This window comes from Enterococcus crotali (genome assembly GCF_000633635.1).
Classification (GTDB): Bacteria; Bacillota; Bacilli; order Lactobacillales; family Enterococcaceae; genus Enterococcus_L; species Enterococcus_L crotali.
Genome location: NZ_AYPQ01000007.1, coordinates 222473 through 238322 on the forward strand (window position 1 = coordinate 222473; position 15850 = coordinate 238322).

A 15850-nucleotide genomic window follows, 5' to 3' on the forward strand; every position below is an offset into this window, starting at 1 on the left:
GTCTTTTTTTATGATAAAACTTATTTTATGTAAAAAATAAATTAATTCCTATTTTTAATAAAAAAATAGGAAAAGTTGAAATTGTAATATATTTTCAAATTGAAAATAAGATTTTTCATATTGACAGTTTTTTTATCTATGATAGGCAAGGATTCCTGGCGTTTTCAGATTAAATAGAAACAGCACTTCCAAAGTTTAGAGTAGCTCTTTTACCTGATATAATTGAAAAAGGAAGTAGAGATCTGCCTTTACAATTATTATTTTCATGTTATATTTATGTAAATTATATCTATAATATGTTTAAAGATAAGTAATGAGATCATTTTATATTTTAATGTATGGTATTCGCTTTCATATCAAAATAGTGAATTTGATCTTTCATTTTTTTAACATATAAATTAGAGAATTTAGTGAAAGTAAGGATAGAAGAAACAATGTTATTTGTTGGAGGAGGAGTACTTAAATGAAAAAAACAAAGTTTATATTAATTAGTTTATTTTTATTGTGTGGTATAGGTATGTTATTTAGTTCTAAAAGTAAAATAAATGCTGCGCCAAAGGCAGAAATAAAAGAAGAAAATTCTAAAGAAACTATAGCACCAAAAAGCAGTGAGAACAAAGAGACGATAATTGGACCTTTACAACCAGAAAATAAAGCTGTTGCTCAAAACTTAAGTATTACAACTACAGCAGTTATTAGTTCATTAGCAGAGGCGTTGATCAATCCAGAATTTATTGATTATTCCAATGTGAAAATGAATACTAGACCTCAGAAAACTCAGCAAGGAACATTTACTGGTGGAGGGCTATTTGGTTTTACAAATGAAAAAGGTGGAATTATTTTATCAACGGGAAATTTAACTGAATTAACCAATAATGGAGCTGAAGCAGACAGGGTTCAAAGTAACTGGCTGGAAGGTCCTGGAGATGCAGATCTATTAAAACTATTAGGAGCTGGTACTGAAATTCAAGATGCTAACTTTATCGAGTTTGATTTCATTCCTAAAAAAGATATTTTAATATTCGACTATGTATTTGGCTCAGAAGAGTATTATAGCTATGTGGGTAGTGAATTTAATGATGTATTTGGTTTATTTATAAACGAAAAAGGAAAAGAAGCACAAAAAGAAAATATCGCCTTGATTCCAGGGACGACAAACCAGCACGTTTCTATTAATAATGTAAATAATGGAAATCCACAGACTGGTGCAAAAGCTAAAAATCCTCAATATTTTGTGCCCAACTATACATTACACAACCCTACTTCAATTAATGGTTATACTACAAAATTAACTGCCAAAAAAGCTGTAGAAGTAGGAAAGCAGTATCACTTAAAATTAGCAATTGGCGATGCTGAGGACGGATTTTTTGATAGCTATTTAATGATGTCCAATTTGCAAGCTGTTTCATATGGCAGCATTAATGTTCATTATATAGATAAGAAAACACAAGCGGAATTGATTCCACCTATTATTTTTAGTGGGATAGAAGGAGACATTTTTACACCAAAGTCTGAAATAATTAATGGCTATAATTTAGCTGAGGGTCCTGTGGATGAAGCTGGAAATGTGCTTACTCCAAACATTGAGATAATCGAAGGAGAGCGGCATGTCTACTACAAATACTCTAAAATTGTAACGGATGGTACGGTATCAGCTATACACAAGGATTTAGAAGGCAATATTTTAGATACTGTAAATCAGACTGGAGAAATTAATACAGATTTTACTGTTTCTTCCAAAAATGATTTATATGGCTATAAACTGGTAAAATCACCTGACGTTGAATCAGGAAAGTATACAGAGGACCCACAAGAATTTGTTTATATTTATGAAAAAATCAAACCTGTGACAGACCTGTCCTTTACTGTTGATGATGTAGTCTCAAATGAAGCAGGACGCAACGAAATATTACACTATAAGAATAAGTTTAGTACAACATTAACTTTACCTTCTGAAACACCTGCTTCGTATAAGCCGATTAAGTATAAAACATTGAAGCTTTCTGTTAACCAACTACATGATAGCTTAACGGACTTTAAACATTTCCAGGTGACAAATGATCAAGGTGTAAAATTGCCTGTTCCAGACAAAGCCTTTGATTATAATGAAACAGCTAAAACAATAGCAGTGACTATCCCAGAAGCTTTAATTGAAACAAGTGGAGTTCTTAATTTAGAGTATGATGCAACGATTAAAGACTCAGCATTAGTAGGTGAAAAAATTGTTCAAACAGCTTCTGCTGTTGGAGAATTTGAAGATGGGGTGAGTCTGTCAGTGACTCCGCTTCAGTCAAATGAGGTTACGACCACAATCATTTCACGGGAATCGAAGGTAGTCGTTGAGTATTTGGAAGAAGAGACCAATAAGGTTTTAAAAGAAGCAAAAACAATTCCAGGTATTGTTGGAGAAGGCTATGAAGTAAATACAGAGACTGAGACAGTAAAAAATTATACTTTTGTACGTGCTCAAGGTGCAGCTTTACAAGGAAAATTTATAAAAGAAGCTCAGACTATCCAATTATTTTATAAAAGAGCAACAACAACATTAACAATAGAATTTGTCGATTTAGCAGGTAAGGAATTATTTCCTTCAATCGTGCAGACAAAGAATATTGGAGAATTTATCAACTTGAAAAACGATTCAGAGATAGTTGCTGCTATTGCAACTGTTGAAGAGAAACCGTATAAATTATTGACAGAGCCGGATAATGTCACGAACTTTGAAATCGTTGAAGGTGAAAATAAAGCGAAATATGTTTTTGAAGGAAGGCTTACATTATTTTCAGCACCAGAAAATATTAATTTTGATGTTTATAAATATAATGGCTCTGTTACCCGCGTAGATCAGCCACTTTACGATAAAGATTTGGTTGTACAAGATGGGCGTTTAATAAAAGACCGTTGGACTTTAAGAGCAAAACTAACTAAAGAAATGCAAAGTACAGAGCTGGATTCTTCCAATGTTGTATTGAGAAATGCTATTCGTTATGTATATAATGGCAAAGAAATTATCTTGAATACTGTTGAAGCATTACCTATTATGGTCCACACTAATAATAGTGATCAAGAGCTATACAATATTAGTAGCACATGGTCAGGAACGAAAACGGGTGATGGACTTAAACTAGAAGTTGACCCAGGGGACGTTAAAAAAGTAGGTACCTACCAAGGTGAGATACTTTGGGAGCTTGCGGCTACGCCTCTTTAATAATAAATAATAATATTATGACGAGATGAGAGAAAAGTATGATCCCTTAGATGTCAGCATTACAAGGAAACAGAGGATAATCATAAAGTAATATTTAATTCATGTTAAAGTCTATAAGGAATTCATTTCCTATAGGCTTTTTTATTTGTTGAAAAAATAACGAAATAATAGGTAGAAGATTAGCGAAATAACAAAACGGATTTAGGTCTTTTTTGATAGGATTTCAGTGTATGGACTTGGATTTAATAAGAATAGTGTCAAATTAAAGGGGGAAAGCAAATACTAAATAGCTTTTAAGCTGAGGATGTTTCTTTAAGCTACATAACATAGGGCTAAAGGCGTCTTTCGGCTATTGATAAACGATTTACTGGTTTCTTTTTAAGAAGCTTAGAAAGCCGTTTAAAGAGGTTTTTGATAGGTGGGGGAACAAAAAACTATTAGCAAGAATTAAATCTTGTTAATAGTTTTTAATAGGAATACGCCAAGAGAGATTCGAACTCCCGACCGCTCGCTTAGAAGGCGAGTGCTCTATCCAGCTGAGCTATTGGCGCAAAACGTTAACGCAACAGAATTTATTATAATGAACATCTAAAACAAAGTCAATCATAAATTAGAAATAACAACAAAGTTTTTTTGAAAAGTAGTTTATATCGCTAAATCACTAAGTTTTTATTGACTCGGGCTTCTTATTTTGATATGATACTAATGTTGTAATTGTGGACTCCACAGCTACAACCGCACAGAACAAGTTTTTGTAAGCACAACAATCGTTGTCACTTGGGATGGCGAGTCTAAGTCTAGAAGAAGGAGGTGCTGTATAGCATGTACGCAATTATCAAAACTGGTGGTAAACAAGTAAAAGTTGAGGTAGGTCAATCAATTTACGTTGAAAAATTAGACGTAGAAGCTGGCGAAAAAGTTGTTTTTGACGAAGTTATCTTAGTGGGTGGCGAATCTACGAAAGTAGGAGCTCCAACTGTTGCAGGTGCAACTGTCGAAGGAACTGTAGAAAAACACGGCAAACAAAAGAAAGTCGTGACTTTCAAATACAAACCTAAAAAACACACTCACCGCAAACAAGGTCACCGTCAACCATATACAAAAGTTGTAATCAACGCAATCAACGCATAATTCTTTTAAGTTGCATAGGAAAGAAGGCCTATCAATGATTAAAAGTTCCTTTAAACGTAATGGCGCAGGCCAAATCGTTTCTTTTGAAGTCTCGGGGCATGCTGAATCAGGTCCATATGGCAGTGACATCGTTTGTGCAGCTGTGTCTGCGTTAACGATTAGTACAGTCAATGGTATTGATGCATTAGCTGGCTTTGAACCGATTGTTGAAACCAACGAAGATGAAGGTGGTTACCTTTATGTTGAGATGATTTCTAATGCTAATCAGGAACAAACCAATATTGCCCAAATTCTCTTGGAAAATCTTTTATTAGGTCTACAAGCGATCGAGCAAGAAAGTCTTGAATTTATTCAAGTCAAAACCATAAATGAAAAATAGGAGGTGCAGACTATGTTATTAAATATGAATTTACAATTATTCGCCCACAAAAAAGGTGGAGGTTCTACTTCCAATGGACGTGATTCAGAATCTAAACGCCTAGGCGCTAAAAGTGCTGATGGACAGACTGTTACTGGTGGATCAATTTTATACCGTCAACGCGGAACTAAAATTTACCCAGGAGCAAACGTAGGTATCGGCGGAGACGACACTTTATTTGCTAAAGTTGACGGTGTAGTACGTTTCGAACGTAAAGGCCGCGACAAAAAACAAGTGTCTGTTTACCCAGTAGCTCAATAATTTTTGAACTGATCGGCTCTATCCCTTGTGTAGTAAGGGATAGAGCTTTTTTATTTTTTTCAATTTTCGACTGACCTTGAGATTGACCTTGAACAGCTAAAAGCTTGCAAACTTCGCTAGTTGTTTAACGATTTTTTCTTTAGACTTCTTGGTAACGTGGGTATATATATCCATAGTCATTTCGATTGAACTATGTCCAAGTCTTTCCTGAGGATTTAACCTGACAAAATATAATTAAAAACTATTCAATTAATACAGGAGGTCGACGATGAAAACATATAAACTAATATGTCAATCACATAAGGGGGAGTTTGGCAAACTGATGCTTGAGCAGCCATCTAGAAAAGCGGCTATCAAGTGGGCTATGGAATGCAAAGCGGTTAAGAAGGTTGTTAAGGTACAGGAGGGGGAACGGATTGAGAACATCAATATTTAACTATATCAAAGATATCTTAGCGGATTACTACAAAACAGGTGAGTATATCAAGCAGCGTGAGGACGAGCTGCGTTATCCGCACCGTGAGTCTGATCCCAATGGAGATATCAAAGGGAGCAAGGCGAGTTATGACAATCAGGTTAACTTGACGATTACGATCGAGCAAGACAAGAGGTTGACTAACTTAGGGCGCAATAAGTGTGTTATTTCAAAATTACTGAGCGAGACAGGCGAAGAGACGGCAACGATTATCGAAGAATTTTATTTAAAGAAGCGTCCACAATTTACATTACGAGGTTGATTGAAAATGAGTTGATTTTCTGTAGTAGACGGACGGCAAGTAATTTACGTACTAAGTTTTTTGAGGAAATGGCAAGGGAGCTAAATTTAGAAATCTGATTTGCCCAAAAATTGCCTCCCGACTGTATGTGATGATGATATATTGATATTATGAAATACTAAGATAAACCATCCAAAGCAAACAATTACACAATCATTCCCAAATTTAAAATATGATCATTGTTGCGGATGGTTTATGGCACTCACAGGTAAATACCTAGTTTACAGCCTGTGGGTGTTTTATTGAGATAAAGCTCAATGAGGATCAGATTTATTTTTAATGTAGTGAGATATAGGCAGATTAAAGACACCTCATCAATAAACAAATAAGGTGTCTAATTAAGAAATAATATTAAAAATGTTTCTTTCTATTTCTTATAAAGACGGTAGCTATTAAAAGAATGATTATAGAAACACCCAAAATAACTAATGCTTTATTTCTTTTTTCTCCGGTGTTTGGGAAGCTTTCTTTTTTGGAGGTATTTTTTTTGGACTCAGTAGTTTTCGTTGTATCAGTAGAGGATGTACCGCTTGTACTGTCCGTGTCTGCTGAAGAGTTCGAACTACCACTGATGTAGTTACCAGATTCTATTTGGTCTGCCATTGCAGCTAAAGCATATTCTCCGTGAGCATTCAGTGTGGGGTCATCACTATTGTCATAAGAGAGTTTTATGTTATCGATTATATCTATAAGTTCTTGATTACTTAAGCTATTTATAAGATTTTTATCCAAATCGTAAACGTATATTAATGAGAGTCTGATTTGAGGCAAGAAATTTTTCAATTCATCTGTGGACAATGTAGTATAGTTTATTGAATATGACTCTTTCGGAATAGGATTATCTCCATAAATTTTAACTACCATTTTTGCTGATCCGCTAATATCTTGGTTTATGAAGTGAAATGCCATATTTTTTGCATTCCCTAATTGTTCATCAGACAATCGGTTTATCAGTTCCTCAGTCAAACCATAGTATGGAACTGTCAATAATAAGTTTTGCCTAAGAGTTAATTCAATATCATCTGAAGTTGTTTCAGTAGAATTAATAGATGATACGCCTAAATCAGAACTGGTCATTTCTGCTACGGAAGAATCTGTTGTTGAAGAATCATTTACCAAACTTGTAGAAGTACTCTCTGGAACAGGTTCTTCTGCCGAAACGTAAGGCATGTTTAATAAAACGATACAACCAAAGCAACTAATTATAAGAGCTAATTTTTTCATATAAATCATTCCTTTCTGAATCGATTGTAACATAAATGAAATATATTTGTAATATGAAAGTCTTAAGATTACCTTAAGAATCGATAATATCCTGTAGTCATCGCTTATGCGGTGGCTTTTTATGGCTCTTTGTCAACTAATGTTGGTGAAGAAAATCCAAAGAATTAAATCATTTAGTATGAGTCTTAGAGGTCTTTTCCTCTAGGACTTTTTATTTGGTTGAAAAAGAACAGCGCCAAAGTATAAAGTAATTCTCAATTTAAAATTTTAGAAGAAACACGTTTATTCTTATAGAACTGATAGCTTAGGGGCTATACCCAGTAGCTCAATAATTTTTGAACTGATTGGCTCTATTCCTTGTGTAGTAAGGGATAGAGCTTTTTTGTTTGGGGTAAACATACACTTGAATACGGTTTGTTAAAAGTCGGCGTATTTGGCTAGTTTGTCGGCTGTTTTTCCTTTAGTTTTCTGTGTTAAGTGAGTATAAACGTTCATTGTCATTTTGATGGAACTATGACCAAGACAATCTTGTGTCTCTTTCATTGTTGTGCCACTCACAAAGAGCATTGAAGCTTGTGTATATCGATAACCAAGAGAACCTATGTTGTGTTGCACGCCTTAGAAAACCTTGTAGCTCGTTGATATACGTCTTGACGGTTCATGTATTGACCGTTAGAGTTACAAAATATTATATTATTTTTTTTACTTTGGTTGAAATCAGTATTTGCGTTTGAAAATTATTTAAAGTCTACCGGTGTCGAAACAGATATAAGAAAAGCTGTATTTGCCTATAATCATGCCGATTGGTATGTAGATAAAGTTTTAAATATTGCGGAGAGTTATGTTAATGCGGGTTCAAATGGTGATGGCAAAGGTGATGGAACTTGGAAAAATCCAGTAAGAACACCTTATCAAGTATCGCAAGAATGGGATGTTATTGGGGATCAAACGGATGTGATTCATGGCGGTACTGATTACGTCTGCGGGTAGTAAACCGTCTATGTATTGTGTTAAGGCTGGCAAAGTATTAGTTGTTGGCTCAAATCTTGGTTATGAGGGAAATTATGTCATTGTAGAATATGTGGGGGGATTTGTAACCTACTATGGGCATTTTGATTCTGTCAATGTTACATATGGGCAACAAGTGACTAATGAAACAGTATTAGGAATTACGGGACAGACGGGACTTGCAACTGGTATCCATTTACATTTTGAAGTAAGGCAAGGTGGATCAAGTGCAAATAGTCGTATCAATCCTAGAGACGTAATAAATGTTTGAAATAAGGAGAATGTAATGAAACTAGAACAATTAAGAAATTTGTTATCATCGTTAGATGATGATATTGAGGTTCGTGTATCGTTTCAGGAATACAAAGAAGATGCAATGAAAGATTTCGGATATGAAGATGGATATTTTCAAAGTTTAGAGGGTATGAGTATAAATGGTGATACATTAGTTTTGAAAGGTACTAACTAAAAAAACTTGCCCGTGGTAATTAAGGTTTTTGTTGACTAAGATTTTGACTAAGAAAAAATTGTTTATAGTGGTGTTTAGTAACATGTTATTAGTGATTTTGGTTGTGTAAATGGCTATACAAGGCGTAACGGTTCATAATGGTGTCTGAACTATCGAACATATAGATCGATAAAACGTGTCTTTGTGTTCTAAATATAATGTTATATAATGTTTATTGCAGGCATTAAGATAAAAATAATTATCAAATGTTTGTGAAAAAATAATAAAGGAGATTATATAATGAAAAAAATGTTAGAAAAAGCACTTTTATTTGGTGCTGCTGGGTGTATGGGATTAGTTTTGAGCGTACAAACATCTGAAGCGGCTTCATATGAAAGTATGAAAAAGAATGTTGAAGAGGGAACTGGTTTAATTTATAATCCAGAGATAGATGGAATAATGACTCAAGAAGGTTCCCTTGAAGTAATTGAGGCTATTGAAGAGGAAATACGAGATTTAAATATTGAAGAACCTACGCAGGAGATTTATGATGAAGTCTTTAGCTCAATAAAAAATGTAGAAGTAATAGAGACTGCTGAAAAAAGCTTACCTCCATTCATGACATTTGCTGCTGGGGCACCTAGGGATAATCAAACTGCGTGGATTCCATATAATTCACAAGAATTTTCTGGATCGGGTTGGAGATACAGCGGATATCAATTTAAATTTAAGGACTACAATGCAAACCCTAAATTTGGTGTAAGAGCTACAAAAGATTCTTTCTATTTTTATACTGTGATTCCAGGAAATAATAGTTTCTTACGTCGGCATACGGTTAACGCAAATATGGACTGGGTATATTTTCCTTCAAAAAGTGGATCAGCAAAATTACAAGGATATTTTGCGACATACAATCCTGTCAAAGGAAGCCGATACTATATATACTAATCATGTTCATTTCTATTACATGAGAAGTAATCTAAATTATTAATATAGAGGACCAGAATATTTCATACTGTATATTCTGGTCTTTTTTCTGATAATCAAAGTACATATAGAAGAAAAATATTTCCTATTTCCAATGAAACTTTTAGGGAAGATTTACAGTCTTATATTATGAAGGGAGGATTAAAAGTGCAAAAAAATGTAGATATATACTTAGTTAGAAAAGCTAAAAAAGGGAATGCTCAAGCTTTTATTGAGCTATGTACAGCTTATCAGGACATTTTATATAATTCAGCTTATAAGATGCTTTTGAATGATGAAGATGTAGCTGATTGTATGCAAGAAACAGAGATACGTGCATGGACGAAAATAACTAAATTAAAAAGTGAAGAAGCGTTTAATTCTTGGATTTTTAAAATAATGACTAATATTGCAAAAGATATCTTGAAGAGAAAAACAGCAAATGCAGAATCTGAAGAAAGGTATATGTCTGATAAAGTAGAGAGGCACAACACCTTTGATGTAGAGCAAGAATTGAATGGATTGGAAGAAATCTACAGAATCCCGCTTATACTATATTATTATGCAGGATTTAGTATCAAAGAAATATCTGAACAATTGAAAATATCTGTAAATACTGTAAAGACAAGATTAGCCAGAGGAAAAATGAAATTGAAAATTTTATTGGAGGAATCAAATGATGGATAAAAAAATAATCGATAAAATTAAGAATGAAAGAAAAATCCCAGATGAAGTATTAACTAAACTAGAATCTAACAGAGAAAACATCCTAAATAAAAAAATCAAACAAGAGAAAAATTTTGGAGTTTTTTCTAGAAATAATATCATTGCAGTGTTAGTTGCTGCTATAGCACTTTTACTAATAGTAACCAAAACACCAGTAGGGGTAGCAATAGAGAATGTGTTGGGGATTGGGAGAGATTCTGGAGTGGAGACAGTAGAGAAAAATGCTATACCTACTGAACTCAATTTAACAAGTATTCAAAATAATCGAGAAATAAAGTTGACTAAATTTGTTTCCACAAGGAAAAAATTTGCTTTTGACTATCAGTTTAAGGTAGACGATGAAAAATTGAAAACATTACTAGGAAAGGATATGGTAGCTAAATCAGATCATCAAGATATTCAAATGGGTCTCTTTGTCAAAGGAGATACTAAAGATTTATTTCAAGGTGTACATTCCTATTCAACATTTAGATTAGATGGAGATGTTTTTTATGGATCAGTGATATCGACTTTCGATACAGAAAGTATTCCTGAAAATGCAGAACTGAATCTTCATATTTATAGATTAGCTTGGATGGATCGTGACGAGTATGAAGTAGCAGAATCTAAGGCATTTGCTGATCCCGATAATCCTCAACCATTTAGTGTTCCTACATCTTTAGAATATACGGGAGATTGGAGCTTTGATATTGCTTATCGACCACTCAATCAAACAGCTGTTACAAAGGTTCTTGATTCAAATAATGTTACAAATATTGTATCTAAAAGCGATGCACTACAGACAACAATAACATTTAATGCTCCAATAGAGTATCCGAATTCTCCCGAGATTACAGTATATAAGAATGATATAGAGATTTCTAATTCAAATATTAATTTTAAGCAATTAGATCAGGAAGAGTTAGAAATCGAACTGGATTTAAGTGCTTTAGATAAAATATCAACTTATAAAGTTAAAATTGAAGAGTCAGATATATATGGCACGATTGTCAAAGAAGTCGGCTTTTTTGAGGTTCAAAATAAATAAATATGTAGGTGTATTAGGAGATAGATAACGAAAAAATTGACTTGCCCGTGGTAATTGAGATTTTTAGTGAATCCGTTTTTGAATACGGAAATATGTTTCGTAGTGGTTCACAGTAGGAGCGTTCGAATGTGGAAATGTTAGAAAAAGTAGCTAGTACCTGACTATACTGTTATTAAGAAGCTGTCTCGTTTGAGATGGCTATTCTTTATAAGAAAATTTTAGATCATTACAGGTCATTTATTGCTGTTTTTGTATTTATATTGGTATAATTAAATAAAAAACGTAGTGGGATTTTTCAAACAAGGAAATTTATATTATGATGAAGGGAAGTTGATAAAAATGGAAGAAACAGTATTCTTTAATCTAGGCAATGCTTTATCATCAAAACGTGATCCTAAAGAATTAATCAAAGAAGCACAGATTTTGCAAGACAATCGTAAGTTACCTGGTAAGCTAATTATTGTGGAGGATGTAGATGGGGAGCATATTTTATTTGATTTATCCGATCAAGAAACGCAATCAGAATTTTCAAGAGAGTTTAAAGTTAAACGAATTATTGAGTAATTTTATGTATAGCACGCCACGTTAATAGGAATTTAAGCGAATGCCATTAGCAAAATAGTGAATGGTATTCAGTGATAGAATTAAGTGGATATTTGATTCATTATCAATATAATCACGCTATTCATGTTATTGTGACACTCTATACTTAGCAGCTCAATGAATGGCTCCATCCTTCGTTTAATGAGGGATCGGGCTTTTTTTGTAACCTTTAGGGAGTGACTCATAATGAAGGATGCCACTTTCTTCATTTATATCAAATGAAACAAATTTTCAATTAAACACAAAAAAAACTTACACGAAATTTTTTTTATGGTAGCATAAACTCTGCTACAAAAATTAAAGGAGAGTATTTTATGCCGCAAAACAAAAAAGAAGGAATATTTTTCACAACAATCGTCTGTTTTTCCATGGTGATTTCAATGAGTGCCTATAACCTTTTATTACACGGACAATTTTCATTAGGTAATTTATTTGGAGGCTTAATACCAGGATTTATCGTGGCATTTTTATTTGATGTCATAGTAGTTTCATCACCAGCCAAGAAAATTGCTTTTGCTTTACCTGTAAATAAAGAGAAAAAAATTCAGATGATCATTGCGGTTTCTAGCTGTATGGTTTTAGGAATGGTCTTCTTTATGTCGATGTATGGGGTTATTATGCAATTTGGGTTCACAGAAAATTTTTTGAGCTACTACCTCGGGGCATTTACGAAAAACCTAATTATGGCATTGCCATTGCAATTATTGATTGTAGGTCCAGTCTGTCGAATGATTTTAAGGATGAGCCGACAAACTAGTTGGTTAAAAGAAACAAACAATTAACTAAATCAAAACGAGTGCAGGAACCAATGAACTGGGGATTCTGTACTCGTTTTGATTTATTCTTTAAAAGAAAATCGAATCAAAAAAGGATCTAGCTTTTCAAATGCAGTATAAAATTGTTATAATTAGTAGAATTTTGATTAACAGGAGGCCTTCAAAGATGGAAATACATGAGCGAATTGTCAGGTTATTAAATTCTAGTACAGTATTTTTGATTTCAACAATTGATAAACGTGATTTCCCAACGGTTATTACTGTTTCTGAACCGCTATGGAGAGAGGGGTTATTGAAGTTACAGTTTTATCTAGATGGCAATGGTGAAACTGTTAAAAATATTCAATGTAACCCGAATGGATCTGTTTGTTGCTATGAGGAAATTGAACATGAAAGTCTACTTTTAAAAGGAAAATTTACAATTGAACAAATTGAGTCGCGCGAAGCACTCAAACCAAAGTTATCCTCTTATCAAAAAGAGTTAAATCACCCGGAGCCCGTTTTAGTTAATTTTGAAACGTGGACCGCTAGGATACATATGGACAAAAAAACCAAAGATATTATCGTGTAGGGGAAAAGAAAGGCTCTATCAATTATTCGAATATTTTTATGTTTGAATTAAGTTCTGATAGGTATAGTTAGTTATGGGCAAATGGTAGAGCTAAAATGAATAACTAGAATATAATGAAGAAAGGGGGAATGATGATGTACGCTGTAAAAGTATTACATGGGTATATTGGTAAAGACGGACAACGTACAAGAGATAAAAATCGTGTTCGGCTCTTTCCAAATAAAAATTATGCAGAAAAATTCGCTGATAAAATCGGCGGTCGAGTTAAAGTAATTGGATAAATAGATAACTGACAGGAAACGAGTAGAGGTTGCTTCTGCTACCACCGTTTATTCAGATTCAGAGCCCGAAACAAAACTGATTTTTTAGTTTTGTCCAGGGCTCTACTTGTTTGTAGTACAAGTTAAATGTAAAGATCAAAAACAGCGATTTCTGGAGGAACCATAAAACGTACTGGGATTTTTGTGGTACCTAAACCTGTATTGACATATAAAGTTGTATCGTTTGCTAAATCGTAAAATCCGTCAAAATATTTTTCGGCCATGACATTTTTAATCACAGTAAAAGGGAGACGGACCTGGCCACCATGGCTGTGACCAGACAAAATCAGTTGAATATTGTGATCAAGTACTTCATCGGCTTTATCCGGTTCGTGACTCATTAAAATAGTATAGTCGCTTTGACGATTTGCCAATGCATCATCAATAGATGGATTTCCAAGCATAGAATCATCTAAACCGCTGATATAGATTGATTTTTCATTAGAAATTGGAAGATTGACACCAGAATTTTCTAGTAATTGAAAGTCTGCTGCTGCCAAAATTTCTGGATAAACACGAGCAGCTCCGCCACCATAATCATGGTTGCCCCAAACAGCGTATTTTCCTAAAGACGCCGTTAGTCGACCTAAGGCGGCTATGACTTCTTCCGTTGGTCCGTATTTAGCATAGTTATCAAATAAATCACCAGTAAACAAAATAATATCTGGTTTTTCATTATTGACTTTGGTCACAATTTTTTCTAACTGTGAAGCTGGATACTTCTCTTGGATATGAATGTCTGAAAGGTGAACGACTTTGATTGTTTTTTGCCCTTCATTGCTTCCAACTGTGTAGTGATGCGTAACAATTCTTTTTGGTTCTATAAAAAAGGCATAAACAACCATGCCGATAATGGCTAGTAACAATAAATAAAAGAAGTATCTTTTTTTCATTTTGAACCTCACTTTCACCATGTATTATAACGAAAAGAAGTTAAAAAAAGATAAAACGATGATTATTATGTCGAAACTTTAGAATAATTTAGAGGTTGTGTGTCTTCGGTGTTTTTCAAAATCATTATTTGCTATAATAGAGAGGAACTTATTTTGGAAAGAAGGATGAAAAAAATGATGGTAAGAGTAAATAAATTAAGAGAGTTAATGAAAAAAAATGATCTTTCAGGCTTTCTAATTACAAGTCCGTACAATTTACGCTACTTAACAAATTTTACCGGAACAACTGGGTTAGCCGTGATCACATTAGATAAAGCTTTTTTTGTAACTGATTTTCGTTATACAGAGCAAGCAGCGGCTCAAGCACAAGGTTTTGAGATCATTCAAAATGCTGGACCAATTTATGATGAGGTTGTCTCAATTGCCGAAAAGGAACAATTAGCTAATTTAGCATTTGAAGAGACATTTGTCAGCTTTGCGGAATATAGTTTACTAGAAGAAATCACGCCATGTGATCTTATTCCAGTAGCAGGTCTAATTGAAGAGTTGCGTGAAGTTAAAGATGAAGAAGAAATTGCGATCATTGAAAAAGCTTGTAGCATTGCTGATCTAGGGTTTAAGCATATTTTAACTGTGATTAAACCAGGTATGACAGAAATTGAAATCGCCAATCAATTAGACTTTTATATGCGCTCTTTAGGAGCTTCAGGGGTTTCTTTTGAAACGATCGTTGCAAGTGGTGTTCGTTCAGCGATGCCTCATGGGGTTGCGAGTCAAAAGGTTATTGAAAAAGGGGATTTGATTACACTAGATTTTGGTTGCTATTACGAAGGCTATGTTTCAGATATGACCAGAACGTTCTCAATTGGCGAACCAAATAGTAAATTGAAAGACATCTACCAAATCGTTTTAGAGGCGCAATTAAAAGTGTTGGATGAAGCAAAACCGGGATTAACAGGTATTCAGTTGGATGCGATTGCTCGTGATCATATTGCTTCTTATGGATATGGTGAGGCATTTGGTCATAGTACGGGTCACGGAATCGGGTTGGAAATCCATGAAGGACCGAATGTTTCCTTTAGAGCGGACCAACAATTTGTCCCTGGGAATGTGATTACGGATGAACCTGGAATTTACCTACCTGGTTTGGGTGGTGTCAGAATCGAGGATGATTTATTAATTACTGAGGATGGCAATCGAGTGTTGACCCATTCGCCTAAAGAATTGATCATCTTATAAAAAATAGTGGTTCGGTTAGAGCAGACAATTATTTATATATAAATTGTTTTCGACTTAATTTCTCATAGTTTTTTTGGTAGCGAAACACGCTGATTAATGATAAACTAAGTGTGAATGTAAACATATAGGTAAATGAACAGAAGTTTTGATGAACACTCGTTTGTGTTAACTAGCTTCGTGAGCTGGTTCTTCGGAAAAAAAGATAAACTATAGTAAGAGGGAAAAAGTATCTCGATCATAGTTGCCTAGGTTTCA

At 34.0% G+C, this 15850-nt stretch carries 18 protein-coding genes, 1 tRNA gene, 1 pseudogene and 1 other annotated feature; of the genes and pseudogenes, 17 read left to right on the plus strand and 3 right to left on the minus strand.

From position 1 onward, the window contains the following. The first annotated feature begins 463 nt into the window (after nucleotides 1–463). The gene (locus V192_RS21000) at nucleotides 464–3208 is read left to right on the plus strand and encodes a choice-of-anchor L domain-containing protein (RefSeq protein WP_025873318.1); all 2745 of its coding nucleotides are present in this window, start codon (nucleotides 464–466) and stop codon (nucleotides 3206–3208) included. 477 nt (nucleotides 3209–3685) lie between these two features. Here the strand turns inward: V192_RS21000 and V192_RS0115970 are convergent. Further along, nucleotides 3686–3759: transfer RNA gene (locus tag V192_RS0115970), tRNA-Arg, on the minus strand. Between the two features lie 172 nt (nucleotides 3760–3931). Beyond that, nucleotides 3932–4011, plus strand: a sequence feature (ribosomal protein L21 leader region). A 19-nt stretch (nucleotides 4012–4030) separates the two neighbouring features. On the opposite strand from V192_RS0115970, the gene rplU reads away from it, so the two are divergent. The 5 genes and pseudogenes from rplU to V192_RS20495 all read left to right on the plus strand — a co-directional run bounded on the left by rplU (nucleotide 4031) and on the right by V192_RS20495 (nucleotide 5853). Beyond that, complete coding sequence (gene rplU / locus V192_RS0115975) at nucleotides 4031–4339, plus strand: 50S ribosomal protein L21 (RefSeq protein ID WP_025873319.1); 309 nt, start codon at nucleotides 4031–4033, stop codon at nucleotides 4337–4339. Between the two features lie 34 nt (nucleotides 4340–4373). Further along, nucleotides 4374–4718, plus strand: coding sequence for a ribosomal-processing cysteine protease Prp (locus V192_RS0115980; protein ID WP_025873320.1), 345 nt, complete (start codon nucleotides 4374–4376; stop codon nucleotides 4716–4718). A 12-nt stretch (nucleotides 4719–4730) separates the two neighbouring features. Then, nucleotides 4731–5018: a 50S ribosomal protein L27 gene (gene rpmA, locus V192_RS0115985; RefSeq protein WP_010762831.1), complete on the plus strand. Its 288-nt coding sequence runs from the start codon at nucleotides 4731–4733 to the stop codon at nucleotides 5016–5018. A gap of 268 nt (nucleotides 5019–5286) precedes the next feature. Further along, the gene (locus V192_RS21575; RefSeq protein WP_158001110.1) at nucleotides 5287–5454 is read left to right on the plus strand and encodes a hypothetical protein; all 168 of its coding nucleotides are present in this window, start codon (nucleotides 5287–5289) and stop codon (nucleotides 5452–5454) included. Next, nucleotides 5435–5853: pseudogene (locus V192_RS20495) on the plus strand (transcriptional regulator). Before V192_RS21575 ends, V192_RS20495 begins: the two are co-directional and overlap by 20 nt. Nucleotides 5854–6145: 292 nt before the next feature. On the opposite strand, the gene V192_RS0116000 reads toward V192_RS20495, so the two are convergent. Further along, complete coding sequence (locus V192_RS0116000) at nucleotides 6146–7018, minus strand: LPXTG cell wall anchor domain-containing protein (RefSeq protein WP_051581969.1); 873 nt, start codon at nucleotides 7016–7018, stop codon at nucleotides 6146–6148. 711 nt (nucleotides 7019–7729) lie between these two features. Here V192_RS0116000 and V192_RS21450 point away from each other — a divergent pair. The 10 genes from V192_RS21450 to V192_RS21670 all read left to right on the plus strand — a co-directional run bounded on the left by V192_RS21450 (nucleotide 7730) and on the right by V192_RS21670 (nucleotide 13424). Then, on the plus strand, nucleotides 7730–8008 hold the full coding sequence (locus V192_RS21450) for a lysozyme family protein (protein WP_025873322.1): 279 nt from the start codon (nucleotides 7730–7732) through the stop codon (nucleotides 8006–8008). Then, the gene (locus V192_RS0116010) at nucleotides 7980–8297 is read left to right on the plus strand and encodes a M23 family metallopeptidase (protein ID WP_082266056.1); all 318 of its coding nucleotides are present in this window, start codon (nucleotides 7980–7982) and stop codon (nucleotides 8295–8297) included. Before V192_RS21450 ends, V192_RS0116010 begins: the two co-directional genes overlap by 29 nt. Before the next feature lie 15 nt (nucleotides 8298–8312). Next, nucleotides 8313–8495 (plus strand): hypothetical protein, encoded by a 183-nt coding sequence (locus tag V192_RS0116015; protein WP_025873324.1) that lies wholly within the window; start codon nucleotides 8313–8315, stop codon nucleotides 8493–8495. Nucleotides 8496–8774: 279 nt separating this feature from the next. Further along, a complete protein-coding gene (locus V192_RS0116020; protein ID WP_025873325.1) occupies nucleotides 8775–9422 on the plus strand; it encodes a hypothetical protein in 648 nt (215 codons plus the stop codon). A gap of 186 nt (nucleotides 9423–9608) precedes the next feature. After that, complete coding sequence (locus V192_RS0116025) at nucleotides 9609–10127, plus strand: RNA polymerase sigma factor (protein ID WP_025873326.1); 519 nt, start codon at nucleotides 9609–9611, stop codon at nucleotides 10125–10127. Beyond that, nucleotides 10117–11193: a hypothetical protein gene (locus V192_RS0116030; protein ID WP_239644714.1), complete on the plus strand. Its 1077-nt coding sequence runs from the start codon at nucleotides 10117–10119 to the stop codon at nucleotides 11191–11193. The genes V192_RS0116025 and V192_RS0116030 overlap by 11 nt, the downstream gene beginning before the upstream one ends. 339 nt (nucleotides 11194–11532) lie before the next feature. Then, nucleotides 11533–11757 (plus strand): hypothetical protein, encoded by a 225-nt coding sequence (locus V192_RS0116035; RefSeq protein WP_025873328.1) that lies wholly within the window; start codon nucleotides 11533–11535, stop codon nucleotides 11755–11757. Between the two features lie 353 nt (nucleotides 11758–12110). Further along, nucleotides 12111–12578 carry a DUF2798 domain-containing protein gene (locus tag V192_RS0116040; RefSeq protein ID WP_025873329.1) on the plus strand — a complete coding sequence of 156 codons (468 nt, stop codon included), beginning with the start codon at nucleotides 12111–12113 and terminating at the stop codon, nucleotides 12576–12578. Nucleotides 12579–12738: 160 nt separating this feature from the next. Next, complete coding sequence (locus tag V192_RS0116045; RefSeq protein WP_025873330.1) at nucleotides 12739–13143, plus strand: pyridoxamine 5'-phosphate oxidase family protein; 405 nt, start codon at nucleotides 12739–12741, stop codon at nucleotides 13141–13143. A 134-nt stretch (nucleotides 13144–13277) separates the two neighbouring features. Beyond that, entirely contained in the window at nucleotides 13278–13424 is a 147-nt protein-coding gene (locus V192_RS21670; protein WP_086346271.1) for a hypothetical protein, read from the plus strand. A gap of 122 nt (nucleotides 13425–13546) precedes the next feature. On the opposite strand, the gene V192_RS0116055 is transcribed toward V192_RS21670, so the two are convergent. Next, entirely contained in the window at nucleotides 13547–14356 is an 810-nt protein-coding gene (locus V192_RS0116055) for a metallophosphoesterase (protein WP_025873331.1), read from the minus strand. 174 nt (nucleotides 14357–14530) lie between these two features. Here V192_RS0116055 and V192_RS0116060 point away from each other — a divergent pair, with 174 nt between their 5' ends. Then, nucleotides 14531–15595 carry a M24 family metallopeptidase gene (locus V192_RS0116060; protein WP_025873332.1) on the plus strand — a complete coding sequence of 355 codons (1065 nt, stop codon included), beginning with the start codon at nucleotides 14531–14533 and terminating at the stop codon, nucleotides 15593–15595. Nucleotides 15596–15850 lie beyond the last annotated feature (255 nt).

What these genes read in the sequence shown, in the direction of transcription:
- rplU (WP_025873319.1), top strand. Translation starts at nt 4,031, where the DNA reads ATGTACGCAATTATCAAAACTGGTGGTAAACAAGTAAAAGTTGAGGTA.
- V192_RS0115980 (WP_025873320.1), top strand. Translation starts at nt 4,374, where the DNA reads ATGATTAAAAGTTCCTTTAAACGTAATGGCGCAGGCCAAATCGTTTCT.
- V192_RS0116000 (WP_051581969.1), bottom strand. Translation starts at nt 7,018, where the DNA reads ATGAAAAAATTAGCTCTTATAATTAGTTGCTTTGGTTGTATCGTTTTA.
- V192_RS0116010 (WP_082266056.1), top strand. Translation starts at nt 7,980, where the DNA reads ATGGCGGTACTGATTACGTCTGCGGGTAGTAAACCGTCTATGTATTGT.
- V192_RS0116055 (WP_025873331.1), bottom strand. Translation starts at nt 14,356, where the DNA reads ATGAAAAAAAGATACTTCTTTTATTTATTGTTACTAGCCATTATCGGC.
- V192_RS0116040 (WP_025873329.1), top strand. Translation starts at nt 12,111, where the DNA reads ATGCCGCAAAACAAAAAAGAAGGAATATTTTTCACAACAATCGTCTGT.
- V192_RS0116030 (WP_239644714.1), top strand. Translation starts at nt 10,117, where the DNA reads ATGATGGATAAAAAAATAATCGATAAAATTAAGAATGAAAGAAAAATC.
- V192_RS21670 (WP_086346271.1), top strand. Translation starts at nt 13,278, where the DNA reads ATGTACGCTGTAAAAGTATTACATGGGTATATTGGTAAAGACGGACAA.
- V192_RS21000 (WP_025873318.1), top strand. Translation starts at nt 464, where the DNA reads ATGAAAAAAACAAAGTTTATATTAATTAGTTTATTTTTATTGTGTGGT.
- V192_RS0116020 (WP_025873325.1), top strand. Translation starts at nt 8,775, where the DNA reads ATGAAAAAAATGTTAGAAAAAGCACTTTTATTTGGTGCTGCTGGGTGT.
- V192_RS0116060 (WP_025873332.1), top strand. Translation starts at nt 14,531, where the DNA reads ATGATGGTAAGAGTAAATAAATTAAGAGAGTTAATGAAAAAAAATGAT.
- rpmA (WP_010762831.1), top strand. Translation starts at nt 4,731, where the DNA reads ATGTTATTAAATATGAATTTACAATTATTCGCCCACAAAAAAGGTGGA.
- V192_RS0116035 (WP_025873328.1), top strand. Translation starts at nt 11,533, where the DNA reads ATGGAAGAAACAGTATTCTTTAATCTAGGCAATGCTTTATCATCAAAA.
- V192_RS0116045 (WP_025873330.1), top strand. Translation starts at nt 12,739, where the DNA reads ATGGAAATACATGAGCGAATTGTCAGGTTATTAAATTCTAGTACAGTA.
- V192_RS0116015 (WP_025873324.1), top strand. Translation starts at nt 8,313, where the DNA reads ATGAAACTAGAACAATTAAGAAATTTGTTATCATCGTTAGATGATGAT.
- V192_RS21575 (WP_158001110.1), top strand. Translation starts at nt 5,287, where the DNA reads ATGAAAACATATAAACTAATATGTCAATCACATAAGGGGGAGTTTGGC.